Annotated in this window: 13 protein-coding genes and 1 pseudogene; 10 read left to right on the top strand and 4 right to left on the bottom strand. The window is 71.4% G+C overall.

What is annotated here, in order from left to right:
• Window positions 1-7: 7 nt before the first annotated feature.
• Complete coding sequence (locus tag ACGFY5_RS13935; protein ID WP_392719972.1) at window positions 8-2,908, top strand: BTAD domain-containing putative transcriptional regulator; 2,901 nt, start codon at window positions 8-10, stop codon at window positions 2,906-2,908.
• A gap of 3 nt (window positions 2,909-2,911) precedes the next feature.
• On the opposite strand, the gene ACGFY5_RS13930 is transcribed toward ACGFY5_RS13935, so the two are convergent.
• The 4 genes from ACGFY5_RS13930 to ACGFY5_RS13915 all read right to left on the bottom strand — a co-directional run bounded on the left by ACGFY5_RS13930 (window position 2,912) and on the right by ACGFY5_RS13915 (window position 5,597).
• Window positions 2,912-3,079 (bottom strand): hypothetical protein, encoded by a 168-nt coding sequence (locus ACGFY5_RS13930; protein ID WP_392719971.1) that lies wholly within the window; start codon window positions 3,077-3,079, stop codon window positions 2,912-2,914.
• Window positions 3,079-3,237 (bottom strand): hypothetical protein, encoded by a 159-nt coding sequence (locus ACGFY5_RS13925; RefSeq protein ID WP_392719970.1) that lies wholly within the window; start codon window positions 3,235-3,237, stop codon window positions 3,079-3,081. The genes ACGFY5_RS13930 and ACGFY5_RS13925 overlap by 1 nt, the downstream gene beginning before the upstream one ends.
• A gap of 205 nt (window positions 3,238-3,442) precedes the next feature.
• Complete coding sequence (locus tag ACGFY5_RS13920) at window positions 3,443-4,348, bottom strand: pentapeptide repeat-containing protein (RefSeq protein ID WP_392719969.1); 906 nt, start codon at window positions 4,346-4,348, stop codon at window positions 3,443-3,445.
• Between the two features lie 37 nt (window positions 4,349-4,385).
• Entirely contained in the window at window positions 4,386-5,597 is a 1,212-nt protein-coding gene (locus ACGFY5_RS13915) for a glycosyl hydrolase family 8 (RefSeq protein WP_392719968.1), read from the bottom strand.
• A 151-nt stretch (window positions 5,598-5,748) separates the two neighbouring features.
• Here ACGFY5_RS13915 and ACGFY5_RS13910 point away from each other — a divergent pair, with 151 nt between their 5' ends.
• From ACGFY5_RS13910 to menC, 9 genes and pseudogenes are all read left to right on the top strand, one after another.
• The gene (locus ACGFY5_RS13910) at window positions 5,749-7,143 is read left to right on the top strand and encodes a serine hydrolase domain-containing protein (protein WP_392719967.1); all 1,395 of its coding nucleotides are present in this window, start codon (window positions 5,749-5,751) and stop codon (window positions 7,141-7,143) included.
• On the top strand, window positions 7,140-8,729 hold the full coding sequence (locus tag ACGFY5_RS13905) for an ABC transporter substrate-binding protein (protein WP_392719966.1): 1,590 nt from the start codon (window positions 7,140-7,142) through the stop codon (window positions 8,727-8,729). The genes ACGFY5_RS13910 and ACGFY5_RS13905 overlap by 4 nt, the downstream gene beginning before the upstream one ends.
• A gap of 1 nt (window position 8,730) precedes the next feature.
• Window positions 8,731-9,714, top strand: coding sequence for an ABC transporter permease (locus tag ACGFY5_RS13900; RefSeq protein WP_392719965.1), 984 nt, complete (start codon window positions 8,731-8,733; stop codon window positions 9,712-9,714).
• A 60-nt stretch (window positions 9,715-9,774) separates the two neighbouring features.
• Window positions 9,775-11,568, top strand: coding sequence for a dipeptide/oligopeptide/nickel ABC transporter permease/ATP-binding protein (locus tag ACGFY5_RS13895; protein ID WP_392720505.1), 1,794 nt, complete (start codon window positions 9,775-9,777; stop codon window positions 11,566-11,568).
• Window positions 11,565-12,281: pseudogene (locus tag ACGFY5_RS13890) on the top strand (ABC transporter ATP-binding protein); the annotation flags it as partial. The gene ACGFY5_RS13895 and the pseudogene ACGFY5_RS13890, both read left to right, overlap by 4 nt.
• A 17-nt stretch (window positions 12,282-12,298) precedes the next feature.
• Window positions 12,299-15,490, top strand: a complete 3,192-nt coding sequence (locus tag ACGFY5_RS13885) for a serine hydrolase (protein WP_392719964.1) — start codon at window positions 12,299-12,301, stop codon at window positions 15,488-15,490.
• Entirely contained in the window at window positions 15,490-16,581 is a 1,092-nt protein-coding gene (locus ACGFY5_RS13880; RefSeq protein WP_392719963.1) for a M20 family metallopeptidase, read from the top strand. The genes ACGFY5_RS13885 and ACGFY5_RS13880 overlap by 1 nt, the downstream gene beginning before the upstream one ends.
• Window positions 16,578-17,396: a GNAT family N-acetyltransferase gene (locus ACGFY5_RS13875; RefSeq protein ID WP_392719962.1), complete on the top strand. Its 819-nt coding sequence runs from the start codon at window positions 16,578-16,580 to the stop codon at window positions 17,394-17,396. The genes ACGFY5_RS13880 and ACGFY5_RS13875 overlap by 4 nt, the downstream gene beginning before the upstream one ends.
• Window positions 17,393-18,499 (top strand): o-succinylbenzoate synthase, encoded by a 1,107-nt coding sequence (gene menC, locus ACGFY5_RS13870; RefSeq protein ID WP_392719961.1) that lies wholly within the window; start codon window positions 17,393-17,395, stop codon window positions 18,497-18,499. The genes ACGFY5_RS13875 and menC overlap by 4 nt, the downstream gene beginning before the upstream one ends.
• Window positions 18,500-18,507: the final 8 nt, after the last annotated feature.

The raw sequence follows: 18,507 nt of genomic DNA, 5'->3' as shown, positions 1-18,507 counted from the left end.
TCGGTGCGTGACCCCGCAGCTCGACCTCCGACTGCTGGGGCCGGTGCGGCTGAACGGAACCGGTGGTGAGCACGCGGTCAGCGGGGCGAAGGGCCGGGCGGTCCTCGCCGCGCTCGGCCTCCGCCTCAACAACGTCGTTCCCGTCGACCAACTGATCGACGACCTGTGGGCCGATTCGCCGCCCGCGACCGCGCGCAACACCGTGCAGGTGTACGTGTCCGCGGTACGCCGCGGGCTGGAGGCCGCCGGGTCGGCGCTACGGCTCGACCGTCTCCCGGCCGGCTACCGGCTGGCCGGGAGACGCGAGCAGATCGACTGGCACCTGTTCGAGACGCTCAGCGTCCAGGCCCGCCGGTGGACGCGCGACGGCGACCAGCAGACCGCCGCCGACCTCCTCCGGCGGGCCCTGACGCTCTGGGACGGCGTCCCGCTCGCCGACGTCACCGCGAGCCCGCTGCGCGATCTGTTCGTGCCGCGGATGGAGTCGGTCCGGATGTCCGCGCTCAGCGACCGGATCGCCGCGGACCTCGCGACCGGCCGCGGTGGCCTCGTCGGTGAGTTGACGGGCCTGGTGCGCGCCTACCCGCTCGACGAGCGGTTCGCCAGCCAGCTCATGCACGCGCTGCACCAGGACGGACAGCGCGCCCAGGCGCTCGCGGTCTACCGCGAGACCCGCGACCGGCTGGTCGACGAACTCGGCGTCGAACCCGGCGAGCGGCTGCGCCGCATGCACGCGGCGGTGCTCGCCGACGACAGCCGCCTGCGACCCGAGCCGCTCCGTCACCCCGACGCCCCCGGAGCGGCCTGGTCCGGTGAGTTCGTCGGACGCTCGGCGGAGCTGACCGAGCTGGGCACGCTCCTGGCCGAGCCCGGGCTCGTCACGCTCACCGGCCCGCCCGGCGTCGGGAAGTCGCGGTTGGCCGCCGAGGTCGTCACCCGGCTGCACGGCGTGCGGGTGGTCGTCGTCCGGCTCGAAGGCAGTTCGGACGTCGTTTCGAAGGTCGCCGAGGCCGTGCGTGCGACCGACACTCCGATCGTCGATCGGCTGCTGGGGCAGGCGGTGCTGCTGGTCCTCGACAACTGCGAGCACGCGGCCCCGGCCTGCGCGGAGCTGGTCGAGCAGCTGCTCGCCGGTGCCGACGATCTGCGGGTGCTGGCCACGTCCACGGTTCCGCTGCGTGCGCTCGGTGAGTCGGTGTACCGCCTGGCGCCCTTGGCGCTTCCGGGTGACGCGGTGCGCAGTGCGAACGACGCCCTGGCCAACGACGCGGTCGCGCTGTTCTGCGCGCGGGCCCGCGCGGTGCGTCCGACGTTCGAGCTCTCCGACGAGATCACCCCGACGGTGGCCGAGATCTGCCGGGCGGTGGACGGTCTGCCGCTCGCGCTCGAGCTGGCCAGCGCACGTACCGCCGTGCTCAGCCCGGCCGACATCGCGACCCGCCTCGCCGATCAGCTGCGGGTGCTGCGGCCGGTGGGTGGTGCGATCGGTGGGCGGCACGGTTCGCTGGCTGCCGCACTCGAAGCCGCTGTCGACCGGCTGTCGCCGGCGGAGCGTTCGTTGTTCGCGCGGCTCTCGGTGTTCGCCGACACGTTTCCGCTGGCGGCCGCCGAGGCGCTCGGCGGTCCGGATTCGCTCGACGTTCTGCACCGGCTCGTGGACGCGTCCCTCTTGGTGGCCGACGTCAGCGGCGTGGACACGCAGTTCCGGATGCTCGAGTCGGTGCGGCAGTACGGCCGGTCGCTGGCCGACACCGAGGCCGCGCTCGATCTGCGCGACGAGTACCTGGCCCGGTTGGCTTCCTCGGCGGTCGCCGAGCAGTTCGGGCCCGACCGGCTGCGCTGGCAGCGTCGGCTCGACGCGGCCCGCCCGGATCTGCTGGGCGCGCTCGACCGGACGTTGCGCGGTGGGCGGTTCGCGATCGGGTTGCCGATGATCGCGGATCTGCGCTGGTGGTGGAGCAATTCGCCGCGGGCGGGGTTGGAGTGGTACCGATTGGCGCTGCGGGAGGCCGCGGCCTGTGCCGTTCCGCCGGAGTTGCTGCTGCGTGTGCAGTTGACCGCGGCGGTGGTGGCGTCGTACGTGACGCTGCCGGAGGCGATGGAGTACGCGAAGGCGGCGAGTGCGACCGCGACGTCGTTGGACGACCGTGCCGGGATGGTGCGGGCCGCGCAGCACGTGTCCGACATCGCGCTGGAGCTCGGGGATCTGGAGACCGCCCGGCAGTCCGGCGATCTCGCCTGGCGGCTCGCCGCCCGCGGCGGTGAGTCGTTCGAGATCGGACGGTGTGGGCTCTCCGTCGCGTACAACTACTTTTCTGACGTTCGACTGGACGACGCCGAGCGCTGGGCGACCGAGGCGGCTGCGGTGTTCGCGCGGGACGAGGACGAGGCGGGTCAGGCGGACGCGCGCCTGCTCGTGGGGGAGATCCTGCTGGAGCGGGGGGACCTCGACGGGTCCGAGGCGATGCTCGGGCGGGTGCTCGGCACGTTTCGGCGGCACGAGAGCCTCGAACAACTCGCGCGTGCCGCGGTGTTGCTCGCGGCGGTCGTGGGGCGGGACGGGCGGCATTCCGATGCTGCCGACCTCGTTCGTGAGGCCTTCGACCTGCACGGAACCATCGCCCACCCCTGGGCCGTAGCCCACGACCTCGAAGTAGTCGCCGCAGCCGCCGTCGGCGGCGCGCACGGTGGGGCGGATCCTCGGCGTGCGGCGACCTTGTTGGGAGCCGCGGCGGCGGTGCGGGCGGATGCCGGGTTGGTGGCCTTGCCGCGGGATCGGCGGGTGCGCGCGGAGGTGGAGGCGCAGTGCCGGGGCGCGCTCGGCGACCGGGCCTACCGGGCTGCGGCGCGGGTTGGCGCCGCGCTCGACCTTCCCGGCGCGATCAACGTCGCCCGCGCTGCCGACTGACCCCTACGGCCACTTGTTCGGATCCGGATCGATCTGAACGCCGCAGTGGCAGTAGTCGCCCGCGTGGATCGGGATGGTCGCGTCGGCCGCCGCGGCGTCCACCCCGAGAAGCGCGAACCCCCCGATCACCACGACCAGTACCGCCCGCCGGATCCACAGTCGGTTCGCCATCACGGCCACTTGTTCGGGTTGATCTCGGGATTCTCGGCTAGGTAGATCCCGTGGTCGGCGATGCCGGTCGGTGGAGCGTCCGGGGCGCCGGCGACTCCGAGGAGCACCAGCCCTCCGACGATGACCACCACTACCGCTAGCCAGATGTGCCGGACCATCTCATTCCTCGTCGCTGGTCGGATGGGGCGTCGGCCGACGGCCCCCGCAGGTCGGCCGACGCGTGGGTCACGCTACGCAACCCGTGACCGCGCCGGAACACTTCGTGCCCTTCAGGAACCCTTCAGCGCTAGGGCCACGTGTTCGGATCCCCGTGCAACCCCTCGATCCAGGCCGGAACACCCCGGAGCCTTCAGGAAGGCCTCATCAGGGGATGACGCCCTCCGAGCGGAGTTGCTTCTGAGCCTTCCGCAGCGTCCGGACCGCGAATTCGGCCAGCTCCGGGCCGTTCGGGTGGTCGTCGGTGAAGTCACGCCGGCCGATCGCCCAGCCGGCCGTGACGCTCAACCCCGGCCGCATCGATTCGCGCGACATGAACTTCCGGAACGCCTCGCCGATGTCGTCGCGCCGGAGCAGCGACAGGTCGCTCGCGCGTTCGGCGACCGCCCGGAACCCGTGCGGCACGACGACGATCGCATCGCTGGCGGGAAAGCTGACGTCCTCGAACTCCATGCCGTCGAACTCCGCGTACCGCAGGTTGTCCGAGAAGAACGACACCCGCCGCAGGACGGCACGCTCCGGGTCGGCCCGCGTCTGCCGCCCGAGGAACCGCACGCCGGACAGGCCGCCGAGAAAGCGACAGTCGTCGAAGGAACACCGAGTGAATCCGACACTCGCCAGCGCCGGAAACGTGGTGCGCGCGAACGTCGTGCGCTCCGCCGCGAAGTACGCCGATTTGCTCCCGACGAGATCCACCGACGACCACTCGGCACCACCGACGAACGCGTCACGTAAATCGGCGCGCCGCACCGTGGATTCGCTCACCGAACCGCCCCGGAAAACGGCGGCCGACAGATCGACGCCGTCGAACCGGCACTGTCGCCAATGGACGTCATTCAGGCGCGCCTCGGTCAGCGAGGCGTAACTCAGGTCGAGCCCGACGAGTCGCGCCCCCTCCGCGACCAGCCCTGCCGCCGGTAATCCGCGCAGGTCCAGCAAACCGTCGACGGTCGCCAGCCCCACGTCGTCGAGCGAACTCCCCGCGGTCATTCGCTCGATGACGTCGCGCGCGGACTCCGAATGCCAACGGTCGGTCAGATCCGTACGGCGCACGCACGGCAGCATGCCAGTTCCGCGCGGAAATCGCTGCTCAAACGGTCAGATAGCGGCCAGCGAGAAGAATCATCACCTGCAGTTGAATCGTGTCGCCGTAATAATTGCCGCGTTCGACGTCGTTCTCGGCGAGCTTGCGCCAGAGCGCGTCGAGCCACTCCTGGCCGTCCGGGTCGGTCATCGCACTGACAGCCAGGGGCGCCCAGAACGCGTTCGCCGGATCGGCGTCCTCCGCGGTGCCGTCGAGGCGGTAGCCCGAGCCGACCTTGCCGGGATCCCCGTCGGTCGTGGCCCGGAACCAGGCGTCGATCGTGCGCGCGGCGGTCGTCGACGACTCCGCGCCGGTCAGCAGCGCGTCGGTGCCCAGGCGCCACGGCACCCGGCACGCGTTGAACGAGTAGTCGCCGTCGTTGGCGGTCTCCAGCACCTTGCCGCTGACCGCCTGGATTCCGTCGTCGGTGGTGCGGGCGAAGTCGGGCAGCAGCCCGGTGTCGGAGTTCTGCAGGTCGGCGACCGCCTGCTGATGGGCGTCCGCGATCGTCGACCACCCGTCGTCCCCGGTGGCGGCCTCGAACACCCCGAAGTAGTACGGCATCCAGTCCGACGTCCGGGTGGTGGCGTAGAGGCCGGCGTCCATCGCCGTGTCCCAGTCGCCGAGCAGCATCAGGTCCGACGACGTGTTGACGGTCTTGGCCTTGACCGCGTTGATCCGCTTGCCGGCCAGGTCGCGGTAGTCGAAGTCGCCGTCGCTGCCCCACAGCGAGTCGGCGAGCAGCAGGCCGTAGGCGATGTCCATGTCGCCGTCGGTCGCGGAGTCGCCGCCGGCCTTGTCGTTGCACTTGCTGTCCTGCTCGGCGGCCATCAGGTCGGGCGTCCGCGTGGACGGGTGGTCCAGCACGTAGGTCAGCAGCCCGTCGAACAGGCCCTTCGCGTCCGGGTCGGCCTTCGACATCATCGCGGCGATCGTCAGCCCGTAGCCCTGGGCTTCGGAGACGAACGGGTAGGCCGCGTCCGGCGAGTAGATCTGGAACGCGCCGTCACCGCAGTCGTCGTGGACGTACTCGTCCTTCCACGCTTGGTAGAAGTCGACGAGTGCCTGATCGCGTTCGTCCTGCGACGCCGAGGGGCGGATCGCGGCGTGCGGCAGTTCCGTCGGCGAACCCGAAAAGGCCAGGTCAGGCTCGGAAGAACACGAGACGAGCGTTGCGGCCGCGGCGACAAGCGCGGCGGTAAAGATCCGGATACGCATGAACGGGCGCTTACCTGCTTTCCAGGGATGATCCGGCCATACGCGAAGCCTAGAGCACGAGAGCTCGTTCGTCGGAGCCGACCAGCCGGAGGCGTGAACTGGTCGTCGACGACCAACAGCTGGGCTGCGCAGCTCCCTACGATCACCGCGCATGGGCGATCTAGACGACATCCGGGACTGGCTCAACGACGAGCTCCCTTCGATGCTCGAGAAGTACGACGTTCCCGCTGCGGGGTGGGCCGTCGTGCGGGGCAGCGAAGTGGTGGACGGTGCGGCCGGTCTGCTCAACAGGGCGACCGGGGTGGAAGCGACAGTGGACTCGGTCTTCCAGATCGGGTCGATCACCAAGCTGTGGACCAGCACGCTGGTGATGCAGCTGGTCGACGAAGGCAAGGTCGAGCTCGACCGGCCGGTGCGCGACTACTTACCGACGTTCCGGATCGGCGACGAGCAGGCAGCGGCGCGGATCACCGTGCGGCACTTGCTCAACCACACCGCCGGATTCGAGGGTGACGTCTTCCTCGACACCGGCGTCGGTGACGACTGCGTCGAGAAGTACGTCGACGCCCTGCACGACGTGCCGCAGCTCTTCCCGCCCGGCGAGCAGTTCTCGTACAACAACGCCGGCTACTGCGTGCTCGGACGGCTCGTCGAGGTACTGCGCGAACAGCCCTTCGACGCCGCGCTGCGCGAACACCTGATCACGCCGCTCGGACTCACCCACGCCGCGACCGACGCCTACGAGGCGATCAAGTACCGCGCCGCGATGGGCCACATCGAGGTCGAGAAGGGCGAAGGGTACGTACCCGCCCCCATCTGGGCGATGTTCCGCTCCAACGCGCCGGCCGGCGCGATGCTCAGCATGCGCCCCCGCGACCTGGTTGCCTTCGCGCGGATGCACCTGGAGGACGGCCGCGCGGGAGAGAACCAGGTAGTGGCTGCCGGCACCGCCGCCCGGATGCAGGAGCGCGAGGTGGATCTGCCCGAACTCGGCCTGATGGGCACGTCGTGGGGGCTCGGGTTCGAGCGCTACGACTTCCCGACCGGCACGATCGTCGGCCACGACGGCAACACGGTGGGGCAGGCCGCGTTCCTGCGCCTGGTGCCGGGTACCGGCGTGGCGATCGCGCTGCTGACCAACGGCGGCGACGCGATGTCGCTCTACCGCGACGTCTTCGACCGGGTCCTGGGCGACCTCACCGACGTGCGGCTCCCCGCGCTGCCCACCCCTCCCGACGAGCCGGCGACGATCGACGCCGAGCGGTTCGTCGGCACGTACTCGGCCAAGGTCTTCGACCTCACGGTCAGCCAGGACGCCGACCAGCGGATCTGGATCGAGCAGGTCCCCAAGGGATTCTTCGAGGAGATCGGCGGCCGGGCCGAGCGGACCGAACTTGTGTCGTACCGACCCGACATGCTGATCCCCGTCGAAGCCGACCGCGGGATGTACGTACCCCACGCGTTCCTGGGCGACGACGGCACGGGCCACGCGCTGTACCTCCACCTCGGACGCGCCATCCGCCGCGCGGGAACGGAATCCGTATGAAGCTGACCAGAGTGGTCACGTCCGGCCTGTGTCTCACCCTGGCCCTCGCCGGCTGTACCAGCGCGTCGAACAGTGCCGGTGCCGGTGACGCGCCGGTCGTCGAGGGGGGCACGTTCACGTACGGCCTCGCGTCGGACCCCGGTGCGCTCGATCCGCAGATGGGCGCGGGTTCCAACCTGTTCGCCGTGACGAAGTTCGCGTACGACGCGCTGGTCAGCGTCGACGAGAACGGCGAGATCAAGCCGCACCTGGCCAAGGACTGGAAAGTCGACGGCACCACGGTGACGATGACGCTCAACGAGGGCATCACGTGCGCCGACGGCGCCAAGCTGACCGCTACCGACGTGGCGGACAACCTCAACTTCATCGCCGACCCGAAGAATGCCAGCCCGTTCCTCGGCGTGTTCGTGCCGGCCGGTGCGAAGGCCGCCGGCGAGAACGCCTCCGGCGTCGTGACGCTCACGCTGGCGCAGCCCGCCCCGTTCGTGCTGAACGGGCTGGGCGACACCCCGATCGTGTGCCCCAGCGGCCTGAAGAACCGCGCGGCGCTGGCGAAGACGACGGCGGGCACCGGCCCGTACAAGCTCGTCGAAGCGGCTCCGGGTGACCACTACACCTACGAGCTCCGCGAGGGCTACACCTGGGGTCCCGACGGCGCGACGACAGCGGAGAAGGGTCTGCCGAAGACCGTCGTCATCAAGGTCGTGCCGAACGAGACCACCGCGGCGAACCTGCTGCTCTCGGGCGGCCTGAGCGCCGCGCACATCGCCGGCCCCGACGCGGCGCGCCTGGAGAAGGCGGGGCTGTTCACCGCCGGCACGCCGTACCTCTCGGGTGAGCAGTGGTACAACCACGCGAAGGGTCGCGTCACCGAGGACCCGCAGGTCCGCCAGGCGTTGACCCAGGCGCTCGACCTGCCGCAGCTGCAGAAGGTGCTGACGGCGGGCAAGGGTTCCGCCGCGACCCACCTGGCGGCGAACGCACCGGTCGCCTGCCCCGGCGATTCGGTGTCCAAGTCGTTGCCCGTGAAGGACCCCGCGGCCGCTGCCGCTCTGCTCGACAAGGCCGGATGGGTCAAGGGTGCCAACGGCGTGCGTGCCAAGGCCGGCAAGCCATTGGCGCTCAAGTTCCTCTACGAGAACAACCAGGGCAGCGGCGGTCCTGCGGCCGCCGAGCTCGCGGTACAGCAGTGGAAGGCGATCGGCGTCGACGCCACCGCGACCGCACAGACCGAGACGACGCTGACCGGCACGCTCTTCGGCGCGGGCGACTGGGACGTCGCCTGGGTGTCGCTCAACGTCAGCACCCCCGACCAGCTCGTGCCGTTCCTGTCGGGTCCGGCCGCGCCGAAGGGCACGAACTTCGCGGCGATCAACGACGCGGAGTACACGAAGGCCGCGACGACCGCGTCGGCGACGAACGGCGCGGAGGGCTGCGACTCCTGGCTCGCCGCGGAGTCCGCGCTGATCAGCAAGGCGTCGATCGTGCCGTTCGCCGAGATCGACCTGCAGACGTTCGGCAAGGCCGCCAAGTTCGCCGTCCCCGGCCAGCTGGTCCCGACGAGCATCCGGATGCTGGCGAAATAGCATGTCGGCCACTCTGACCCTCCGTCCCCTGCCCACGGCCAGTCCGTGGGTGGGGTTCGGCGTGCGGCGCCTGGGGCGGTTGCTCGTCTCGCTGTGGGTGCTGGTGACGGCGTCGTTCGCGATGATCCACCTGATCCCGGGTGACCCGGTGCGCGGCGCGCTCGGTCCCACCGCCCCGGCCGACCTGGTGGAAGCGCGCCGGGAGGCGCTCGGGCTGAACGACCCGCTCGTGATCCAGTACGTCGACTACCTCAAGGGGCTGTTCACCGGCGATCTGGGCACGTCGCTCGCGTCGCGGCTCCCGGTCTCCGACGTCGTCGCCCAGCGGCTGCCCGCCACGCTGATGCTGGCCGTCCTCGCGTTCCTGGCGGCCGTGCTCGTGGCCATTCCGCTGGGCGTGGCGATGGGGGTACTGACCCGACGGGGTCACGGGCGGCGCACGGAGGTCGGGTTCACGACGACCAGCACGATCGTGGCGACGATTCCCGACTTCCTGATCGGCGTCGCACTGGTCTACCTGTTCGGGATCCGGTTCGCGTGGTTCCCGATCGCCGGCAACGACACCGCGGCGTCGTACGTGCTGCCGGTGTTCTCGCTGGCGATCGGGCCGGCGGCGATCCTGGCGCGCATCGTGCGGGTCGAGATGGCCGCCGTGCTGGAAGCCGACTTCGTCCGCACCGCACGCGCCAAACGCCTGCCGTCCCGGACGATCTATCTGGGCCACGCGCTGCCGAACGCGGTCACCGGCGCGCTGACGATCGGCGGGCTGCTGCTGAGCGCGATGATCGCCGGCACCGTCCTGGTCGAGAACGTCTTCGCCTGGCCCGGCCTGGGCAGCACGATCGTCCAGTCGATCCTCACCAAGGACTATCCGGTCGTGCAGGCGATCGTGCTCGTCTACGGCATCGGCGTGCTGGTCACGAACCTCGTCGTCGACGTGTTCCTCGCCCTGCTCGATCCGCGCTCGACGATCCGGGAGGGCTGAGTCGTGTCCCGCTGGACCCGCGTCGCACGCACCCCGCTGGGCCTCACGGCCACGGCGCTCATGGTCGCGCTCATCGTGCTCGCGATCGTCGCGCCGATCGTCTGGGGCGACGGCGCCGACGCCGTCGACACCGATCAGATCCTCGCGCCACCCTCGGGTGAGCACTGGGCCGGAACGGACAACCTCGGCCGCGACATCCTCCTGCGGGTGCTGGTCGCCACCCGGCTGTCGATCGTGCTCGCGCTGCTGGCCACCGTGATCGCCGTCGTCGCCGGGCTGCTGCTCGGCGCGGCGCCGTTCCTGCTCGGCAAACGCTCGGGCCGGGTCGTCGTGGCGGCGGTCAACATCGCCGTCGCGTTCCCCGGCATCCTGCTGGCGCTGTTCTTCGCTGTCGTGTTCGGCATCGGCGCCACCGGCGCGGTGCTCGCGATCGGCCTGGCGGGCGCGCCGGGGTTCGCGCGTCTCACCCAGACACTCGTCGCCGACGTCGAGGCGCGGGACTACGTATCGGCCGCTCGCACCGTGGGCATCGGCCGGGGCCGGATCCTCGTCCGCCACGTGCTGCCGAACGTCGCCGAGCCGCTGGTCGTCAACGCGACGATCGGCGCCGGCACCGCGCTGCTGTCGTTCGCGGGCCTGTCGTTCCTCGGCCTCGGCGTCCAGCCGCCCGCCTACGACTGGGGGCGCCTGCTCTTCGACGGCATCGGCACGATCTACGTGAACCCGGCGGCGGCGCTCGCTCCCGGCGGCGCGATCGTCCTGGCCGGTCTGGCGTTCAACTTCTTCGGCGAGTCGATCGCGAAGGGGCTCGGCGTCCCGGCCGACGCCCGGTTGCCCTCCCTCGTCCGGAAGAAGCGCGCGGCCGCACCGGCGGCCGAGAAAGAGTCCGACGTCGTACTCGACGTCCGGGACCTCGAGGTCACGCTGGCCGGTCCCGCCGGCCCGATCCGGCCGGTCCGCGGCGTCTCGTTCCACATTCGACGCGGTGAGGCCGTCGGCATCGTGGGGGAGTCAGGTTCCGGCAAGTCGATGACCGCGCTGGCCGTCACGAAGCTGATCGCCGACCACGGGCGCGTCGACGCCACCCGCCTGGAGTTCCTCGGCACCGACCTGTTGGCGCCGCGCACCACGGCGCAGCGGCGCACGCTCGGTACGAAGCTCGCCATGGTCTTCCAGGATCCGATGACCGCGTTCAACCCGACCCGCCGCATCGGCGCCCAACTCGCTGAGGTGGCCACCCACCACCAGAAGGTGACGCGGAAGGAGGCGATGACCCGCGCGGTCGACCGGCTGAACGCCGTCCAGATCCCCGATCCGGACAGCCGGGCGCGCCTCTACCCGCACGAGTTCTCCGGCGGCATGCGCCAGCGGGCGATGATCGGCATGGGGCTGATGAACACCCCGGCCCTGATCGTGGCCGACGAGCCCACCACCGCCCTCGACGTCACCGTGCAGCAGCAGGTGCTCGACCTGCTCGCCACGATCCGCGAGTCCGACGGCGCTGCGCTCATGCTGATCAGCCACGACGTCGCGGTGATCGGCGACGTCTGCGACCGGGTGCTGGTGATGTACGCCGGCCGGATCGTCGAGGAGCTGCCGACCGGCGTCAAACCGCTGCACCCGTACACGCGGGCGCTGATGGACGCGGTGCCCGACATGGCCACGGACCTGACCCGGCCGCTCGCGACGATCCCGGGCCGCCCGGTCGACCCGGCGGACGTGCCGCCCGGCTGCCCCTACGCGGCGCGCTGCCCGCTCGCCGACGACCACTGCCGCACCGAGGACCCACCGCTGGCCCCCGACTCACCCAACCACTGGGTGGCCTGCTGGCACGCGGGGGAGGAAGCACCATGAGCGAACTGGATTTCCGGAACGTCACGGTCCGCTACGGCAAACACACTGCTGTCGACGACGTGAGCCTGACCGTGCCGGACGGCGCGGTGATCGGGCTGGTCGGCGAGTCGGGGTCCGGCAAGTCGACGCTGGCCCGCGCCGCCGTCGGGCTGGCACCGCTGGCCGGCGGAGCGATCACGCTCGACGGTGCGCCGGTGCCGACCCGCGGACGGCCCCGTCCACTGCAGATGGTCTTCCAGGACCCGTATTCGTCGCTCGATCCGCGGATGACGGTCGGTGCGAGCATCGCCGAGGCCATGCCCCCCGGCCGGTCGCGTGCCGAGCGGAAAGCGGCCGTGGCGCGTCTGCTCGAGCAGGTCCACCTGGATCCCGGAACCATCGACGCGCTGCCGTCGCGGCTCTCCGGCGGTCAGCGGCAGCGGGTGGCGCTGGCCCGGGCGCTCGCGGCGGACCCGCAGGTGATCATCGCCGACGAGATCACCTCCGCGCTCGACGTCTCGGTGCAGGGAGCCGTGCTCAACCTCGTCCGGGAGCTCCAGCGCGAGCTGGGTCTGTCGATGCTGTTCATCTCCCACAACCTCGCCGTCGTCCGGTACGTCGCCTCGCACGTCGCGGTGATGCGTAACGGCCGGCTCGTCGAGCACGGCCCCACGGCCCAGGTGCTCGCCGACCCGGAACACGACTACACCCGAGAATTGCTGGCCGCCGTACCCGGCCGAAGGAGCAACCCGTGAACCTCGCCGATGTGGTGGTTCCGTCCCAGCCGACGCTCTCCGCGGACGGCACCCGGATCGCCTACGTGCTGCGCACGCTCGACGTCGAGCGCGACCGGAACGTCGATCAGCTGTGGCTGGTCGACACCGACGGCGGCACGCCGCGACGCCTCACCCGCGGCGACTCGGACACCGCGCCCAGCTGGTCACCCGACGGCACCCGGCTCGCGTTCCTCCGCGACTCCCAGATCGCCGTGCTCGACGTCGCCGGTGGTGAGCCCGAGGTCGTGACCGGGCTCCCACTGGGCGCCGGAGCGCCGCGGTGGAGCCCGGACGGCACGCGGCTCGCGTTCACCGCGCCGGTCGACCCGGCGGGCGGCGCCACCGGGCCGATGGTGTCCGACGGTCTGGACTACCAGGCGGACGGTGCGGGCTTCTTCGGCGCGATCCGACAGCAGCTCCACATCGTCGATCTGAGCAGTGGCGACGTGCGGCAGGTGACGGACGGACCGCAGAACGCGGGTGCGCCGGCCTGGTCGCCCGACGGCACGACGCTCGCGTTCACCCGCCCGACCGGCGCGGACAGCGACCTGCGCCACCGCACGCCGGTGTACCTGCTGGAGGTGGACGCGCCGCACGCCCGCCCGCGTCCGCGCGCGTTCGCCGACGGGGTGGCGGGCACCGTGGGCTGGACGGCCGACGGGTCGGCGCTGCTCGTCGTGGGCTGGGAGGGTGACCCGCGCGGACACGCCAACCTGTACCTGGTCGGCGACACGGTCACCGACCTCTCGGGCGCGCTGGATCGCAACGTGATGCCGGGCGCTACCGCCTACCCCGGCGGCCTGCCGGTCGAGGTCGATGGCCGGGTGTACTTCTGCCTGCGCGACCACGGGTGTTCCCACCTGTGGTCGGTCGCGCTCGACGGCGGGGACGCCCGTCCGGTCGTCGACGGACCGGGCCGGGTCGTGTCCGGGCTGTCGATCGGCGGCGGACGTGCCGCGGTCGTGCTGGCCACGCCGACGTCGTTCGGCGAGGTCGTGACCGTGGACCTGGCGACCGGCGCGGAGACCGCGCTCACCGACACCCCGGTGGAGCTGCACCCCCGCGAGGAGCGGTGGTTCACGATCTCCGACGGCACCCGCGTGCAGTCCTGGATCCTGCGCGACCCCACCCGCACCGGCCCGCTGCCGCTGCTGCTCGACATTCACGGGGGCCCGCACAACGCGTGGAACGCCGCCGCGGACGAGATGCACCCCTACCACCAGGAGCTGGTCGACCGCGGCTGGGCGGTGCTGCTGGTCAACCCGCGTGGCAGCGACGGCTACGGCGCCGCGTTCTACGACGGCGCGCACAGCGGCTGGGGTCTGATGGACGCTGCCGACTTCCTCGAGCCGATCGACCAGCTCGTCGCCGAGGGCTTCGCCGACGCCGATCGGCTCGCGGTCGGCGGCTACAGCTACGGCGGGTTCATGACCTGCTGGCTGACCGCCCACGACAACCGGTTCGCGGTCGCGGTGGCCGGCGGCACGGTCAGCGACCTGGTGAGCATCAGTGGCTCCAGCGACGACGCGCACTTCCTCAGCGCCTACGAGCTCGGCGGCCCGCCCTGGCAGAAGCCGGCCGAGTACGCCGCGATGTCACCGCTCACCCACGTGGCGGACGTGCGCACGCCGACGCTGCTGCTGCACGGCGCGAACGACCTGACCTGCCCGATCGGCCAGGCTCAGCAGTGGCACACGGCGCTGCGTCAGCTGGGCGTGCCGACCCGCCTGGTCGTGTACCCGGACGCCTCGCACGCATTCATCCTGCTCGGGCCGCCCTCGCAGCGGGTCGACTACGGTCGCCGCGTCGTGGACTGGCTCGAGGAGCACTCCGGCGGCCGCGCCCGGATCGACGTCACCCATTGGCAGGAGCGGCTGTCGCGCCTCGCCGAGCGGCACGACGTGCCGGGGGCGCAGCTCGGGATCCTCTCCGGCGACCAGGTCGTCGAGCTCGCGCACGGCGTCCTCCACACCGGGAGCCGGGCGCCGGTGCGCACCGACTCGGTGTTCCAGATCGGCTCGATCACGAAGGTCTGGACGGCCACCGTGATCATGGCCCTGATCGACGAAGGCCAGTTGACGCTGGACACGCCGGTTGCGGAGATCGTGCCGGAACTGCGCCTGGCCGACCCCGAGGTGACCAAGGCGGTCACCGTGCGGCACCTGCTGACCCACACCAGCGGCATCGACGGCGACGTGTTCACCGACACCGGCCGGGGCGACGACTGCCTCGAGAAGTACGTCGATCTGCTGGCGGAGCAGGGACAGAACCACCCGCTGGGCGTCACGTTCTCCTACTGCAACGCCGGCTACACGCTGCTGGGTCGGGTGATCGAGAAGATCACCGGCCTGACGTGGGACCAGGCGCTGCGCGAGCGGCTGTTCACCCCGCTCGGGCTGACGTCCACGTCGACGCTGCCCGAGGAGGCCCTGCTGTCCTCGGCCGCGGTCGGGCACCAGGACTCCAAGCCGGTCGGCGTCTGGATGCTGCCCCGTGCACTCGGGCCCGCCGGGCTGATCAACTCCACCGTCGCCGACGTTCTGGCTTTCGCGCGTGCGCACCTGACCGGCAGCCTGCTGACGCCGGAGAGCACCGCGGCGATGGCCGCGCACCAGGCCGACCTGCCCGACAAGCGGGTCCTCGGCGACTCGTGGGGGCTCGGCTGGATCCGGTTCGACTGGGACGGCCACCGCCTGATCGGCCACGACGGAACCACGCTGGGCCAGGCGGCGTTCCTGCGGATCCTGCCCGAGCAGGGGCTGGCCGTGGCGCTGCTGACCAACGGCGGCCAGACCCGCGACCTGTACGAGGACCTGTTCCGGGAGATCTTCGCGGAGCTCGCCGACGTCGCGATGCCGCGTCCGTTCGCGCCGCCGGAGAAGCCGTTCGACGGCGACGTGACGCCGTACGTCGGCACGTACGAGCGGGCCGGGGTACGCATGGAGGTCGAGGCGAACCCGCCACTGCTGCGCACGACGATCATCGGGCCGCTGGCCGAACTGGAGCACGACACCGTGGACGAGTACACGCTCGTGCCCGCCGGTCCCGCAGTGTTCGCGGTGAAGCCGCCCGAGGCGGAGAACTGGATGCCGGTCACGTTCTACACGCTTCCCACTGGGGAGCCGTACCTGCACTTCGGTGTGCGTGCCACTCCGAAGGTCGGCTGATGGCCGACCTCCGCGACATGCTCGCCGACGCGCGGGCGCTCATCGAGTGCGAGTCGCCGTCGTCCGATCTGGCTGCCGTCGCCCGCTCGGCCGACGTCGTCACCGAGGTCGGCACCGGGGTGCTGGGCGTCGCTCCGGAGCGGATCGTGCTGGACGGCCGGACGCACCTGCGCTGGCGGCTCGGCGCGGACCCGTCCCGGGTTCTGCTGGTGGGCCACCACGACACCGTGTGGCCGATCGGCACGCTCGCCGGCCGCCCGTTCGCGATCGACGCCGGGATCCTGCGCGGGCCGGGCTGCTTCGACATGAAGGTCGGGCTGGTGATGGCGTTGCACGCCGCCGCCGGGCTCGACGGGGTGACGCTCCTGGTCACCGGCGACGAGGAGATCGGGTCGCCGAGCTCCCGCGAGCTGATCGAGCAGGAGGCGAAGACGGCGGCCGCCGCGTTGGTACTCGAGGCGTCGGCCGACGGTCATCTCAAGTGCGAGCGCAAAGGCGTCTCGCTCTACGAGGTGCGGGTGCACGGACGGGCCGCCCACGCCGGGCTCGAGCCGGAGCGCGGGGTGAACTCCACGGTCGAGCTCGCGCACCAGGTGCTGGCCGTCAGTGCCCTCGCCGATCCGGCGGCCGGGACGACGGTCACCCCCACGGTGGCGCGCGCCGGTGTCACGACCAACACGGTGCCGGCCGAGGCCACGTTCGCCGTCGACGTCCGGGCCGGCTCCGTGGCCGAACAGGAGCGGGTCGATCGCGCGATGCGGTCGCTCTGGGCCGTCGACGAGGGAGCGCGGCTCGAGACGACCGGCGGGGTGAACCGGCCCCCGCTCGAGGCGTCGGCCTCGGACGCGCTCTACGAGACGCTGTGCCGGATCGCGGTGGCCCGTGGTCTGGCGGTGCCCGGCCGCGCAGCCGTCGGCGGGGCGTCCGACGGCAACTTCACCGCCGGCGTCGGCACCCCCACCCTCGACGGGCTCGGCGCGGTCGGTGGTGGCGCGCACGCCGACGACGAACACGTCGTCGTCGCGGAGATCTCCCCGCGGACCACGCTGCTGCGTGCGCTGGTCGAGCATCTGCTGGCCTCTCACCGATGAGGAGCACGAACGTCGTGACCGACATCAGCGCGGCGACCGCGGATCCATCGGCGGAGGCCGCGGCACGGGCCGCGGGCGTCGTCGTGCGCGAACTCGACGACATGACCCGCATCATCGAGGCGGTCAACCTGCTCGCCTCGATCTGGGGCCGGGCGGGGAACCCGCCGGTGACCTCCGAGCTGCTGCGTGCCTTCAGCAAGGCCGGCAACTACGTGGCCGGTGCCTTCGAGGGTGACCGGTTGGTCGGCGCGTGCGTGGCGTTCTTCCACGAACCGGCGGGCAGCGCCCTGCACAGCCACATCGCGGGGGTGTCGAAGGACGCCGCCGGGCGGGGCGTCGGGTTCGCGCTCAAACTGCACCAGCGGGCGTGGGCGCTGCGGCGTGACGTCGCCGACATCGTCTGGACGTTCGACCCGCTGGTGGCCCGTAACGCCTACTTCAACCTGGGCAAACTCGGGGCACGTCCGGCCGAGTACCTGCCGAACTTCTACGGCGCGATGTCCGACGCGATCAACGGTGACGAAGACTCCGACCGGCTGCTCGTCCAGTGGAGGCTGCGTGAGTACGGCCGGGCCCGGCCCGCGACGCCGCCCGACGCGGTGGTGGCGCTCGGCATCGACGACGACGGGGGCCCGGTGAGCGGTCAGCTCGACGCTCCGGTGTTCCTCGTCGCCGTTCCCCGGGACATCGAAGCGATGCGCGCGAGCGATCCGGCCCTGGCGCGGCGCTGGCGGCTCGCCGTTCGCGAAGCGCTGGTGGGCCAGATCGAGAGCTTCGATCCCGCCGGTTTCTACGTAGTGCGGAGGGAATCGTGAAGCTCACCGGCGTCCAACTGCGACGCATCTCCATGCCCCTGGTGTCGCCGTTCCGCACGTCGTTCGGCACGCAGACCGCCCGGGACCTGCTGCTCGTCGGCGTGACGGTCGACGACGTCGAGGGCTGGGGCGAGTGCGTGGCGATGACCAGCCCCGTCTACTCCGCGGAGTACCTCGACGCGGCCGCCGACGTACTGCGCCAGTTCTTCGTCCCGGCGATCCGCGCCGCCGGATCCATCGCCGCGCAGGACGTCGCCCGGGTGCTGTTGCCGTTCAAGGGCCACTACATGGCCAAGGCAGCGCTCGAGATGGCGATTCTCGACGCCGAACTGCGGGCGTCGGGCCGGTCGTTCGGCCAGGAGCTCGGCGCGGTGCGTGACCGCGTTCCGTGCGGGGTGTCGGTCGGGATCATGGACAGCGTTCCGCAGCTGCTCGACGCGGTCGGCGGATACCTCGACGAGGGGTACGTCCGGATCAAGCTCAAGATCGAGCCCGGCTGGGACACCGAGCCCGTCCGCGCGGTCCGCGAGCGCTTCGGCGACGACGTGCTGCTGCAGGTCGACGCCAACACCGCCTACACGCTGGGCGACGCCCGGCAGCTGGCCCGGCTCGACCCGTTCGACCTGCTGCTGATCGAGCAGCCCCTGGAGGAGGACGACATCCTCGGGCACGCTCAGCTGGCCCGGCTGATCCGGACGCCGGTGTGCCTGGACGAGTCGATCACGTCGGCGCGCACCGCGGCGGCCGCGATCCGGCTGGAGGCGTGCTCGATCGTCAACATCAAGCCGGGGCGGGTCGGCGGCTACCTGGAGGCGCGGCGGATCCACGACGTGTGCGTGGCGCACGGCGTCCCGGTGTGGTGCGGCGGCATGCTCGAGACCGGCCTCGGGCGGGCGGCGAACGTCGCGCTCGCCGCACTGCCCGGGTTCACGCTGCCCGGTGACACCTCGGGATCGGGGCGGTACTACGCCACCGACATCACCGAACCGTTCGTGCTGGACGGCGGATATCTGGACGTGCCCACCGGGCCGGGGCTCGGCGTGACGCCGATACCGGACCTCCTCGAGGAGGTGACCACGTCGGTCGAGTGGCTCGCGGGTTAACGTGAGCA

It is taken from the genome of Cryptosporangium sp. NPDC048952 (genome assembly GCF_043197895.1).
Lineage (GTDB): Bacteria > Actinomycetota > Actinomycetes > Mycobacteriales > Cryptosporangiaceae > Cryptosporangium.
The sequence above is the reverse complement of the archived record's forward strand: the minus strand, read 5'-3'. Positions and strand labels throughout refer to the sequence as shown.

Coding starts and splice junctions, on each gene's coding strand:
- ACGFY5_RS13930 (WP_392719971.1), bottom strand. CDS start 3,079: ATGGCGAACCGACTGTGGATCCGGCGGGCGGTACTGGTCGTGGTGATC.
- ACGFY5_RS13915 (WP_392719968.1), bottom strand. CDS start 5,597: ATGCGTATCCGGATCTTTACCGCCGCGCTTGTCGCCGCGGCCGCAACG.
- ACGFY5_RS13910 (WP_392719967.1), top strand. CDS start 5,749: ATGGGCGATCTAGACGACATCCGGGACTGGCTCAACGACGAGCTCCCT.
- ACGFY5_RS13880 (WP_392719963.1), top strand. CDS start 15,490: ATGGCCGACCTCCGCGACATGCTCGCCGACGCGCGGGCGCTCATCGAG.
- ACGFY5_RS13875 (WP_392719962.1), top strand. CDS start 16,578: ATGAGGAGCACGAACGTCGTGACCGACATCAGCGCGGCGACCGCGGAT.
- ACGFY5_RS13905 (WP_392719966.1), top strand. CDS start 7,140: ATGAAGCTGACCAGAGTGGTCACGTCCGGCCTGTGTCTCACCCTGGCC.
- ACGFY5_RS13925 (WP_392719970.1), bottom strand. CDS start 3,237: ATGGTCCGGCACATCTGGCTAGCGGTAGTGGTGGTCATCGTCGGAGGG.
- ACGFY5_RS13900 (WP_392719965.1), top strand. CDS start 8,731: ATGTCGGCCACTCTGACCCTCCGTCCCCTGCCCACGGCCAGTCCGTGG.
- ACGFY5_RS13895 (WP_392720505.1), top strand. CDS start 9,775: ATGGTCGCGCTCATCGTGCTCGCGATCGTCGCGCCGATCGTCTGGGGC.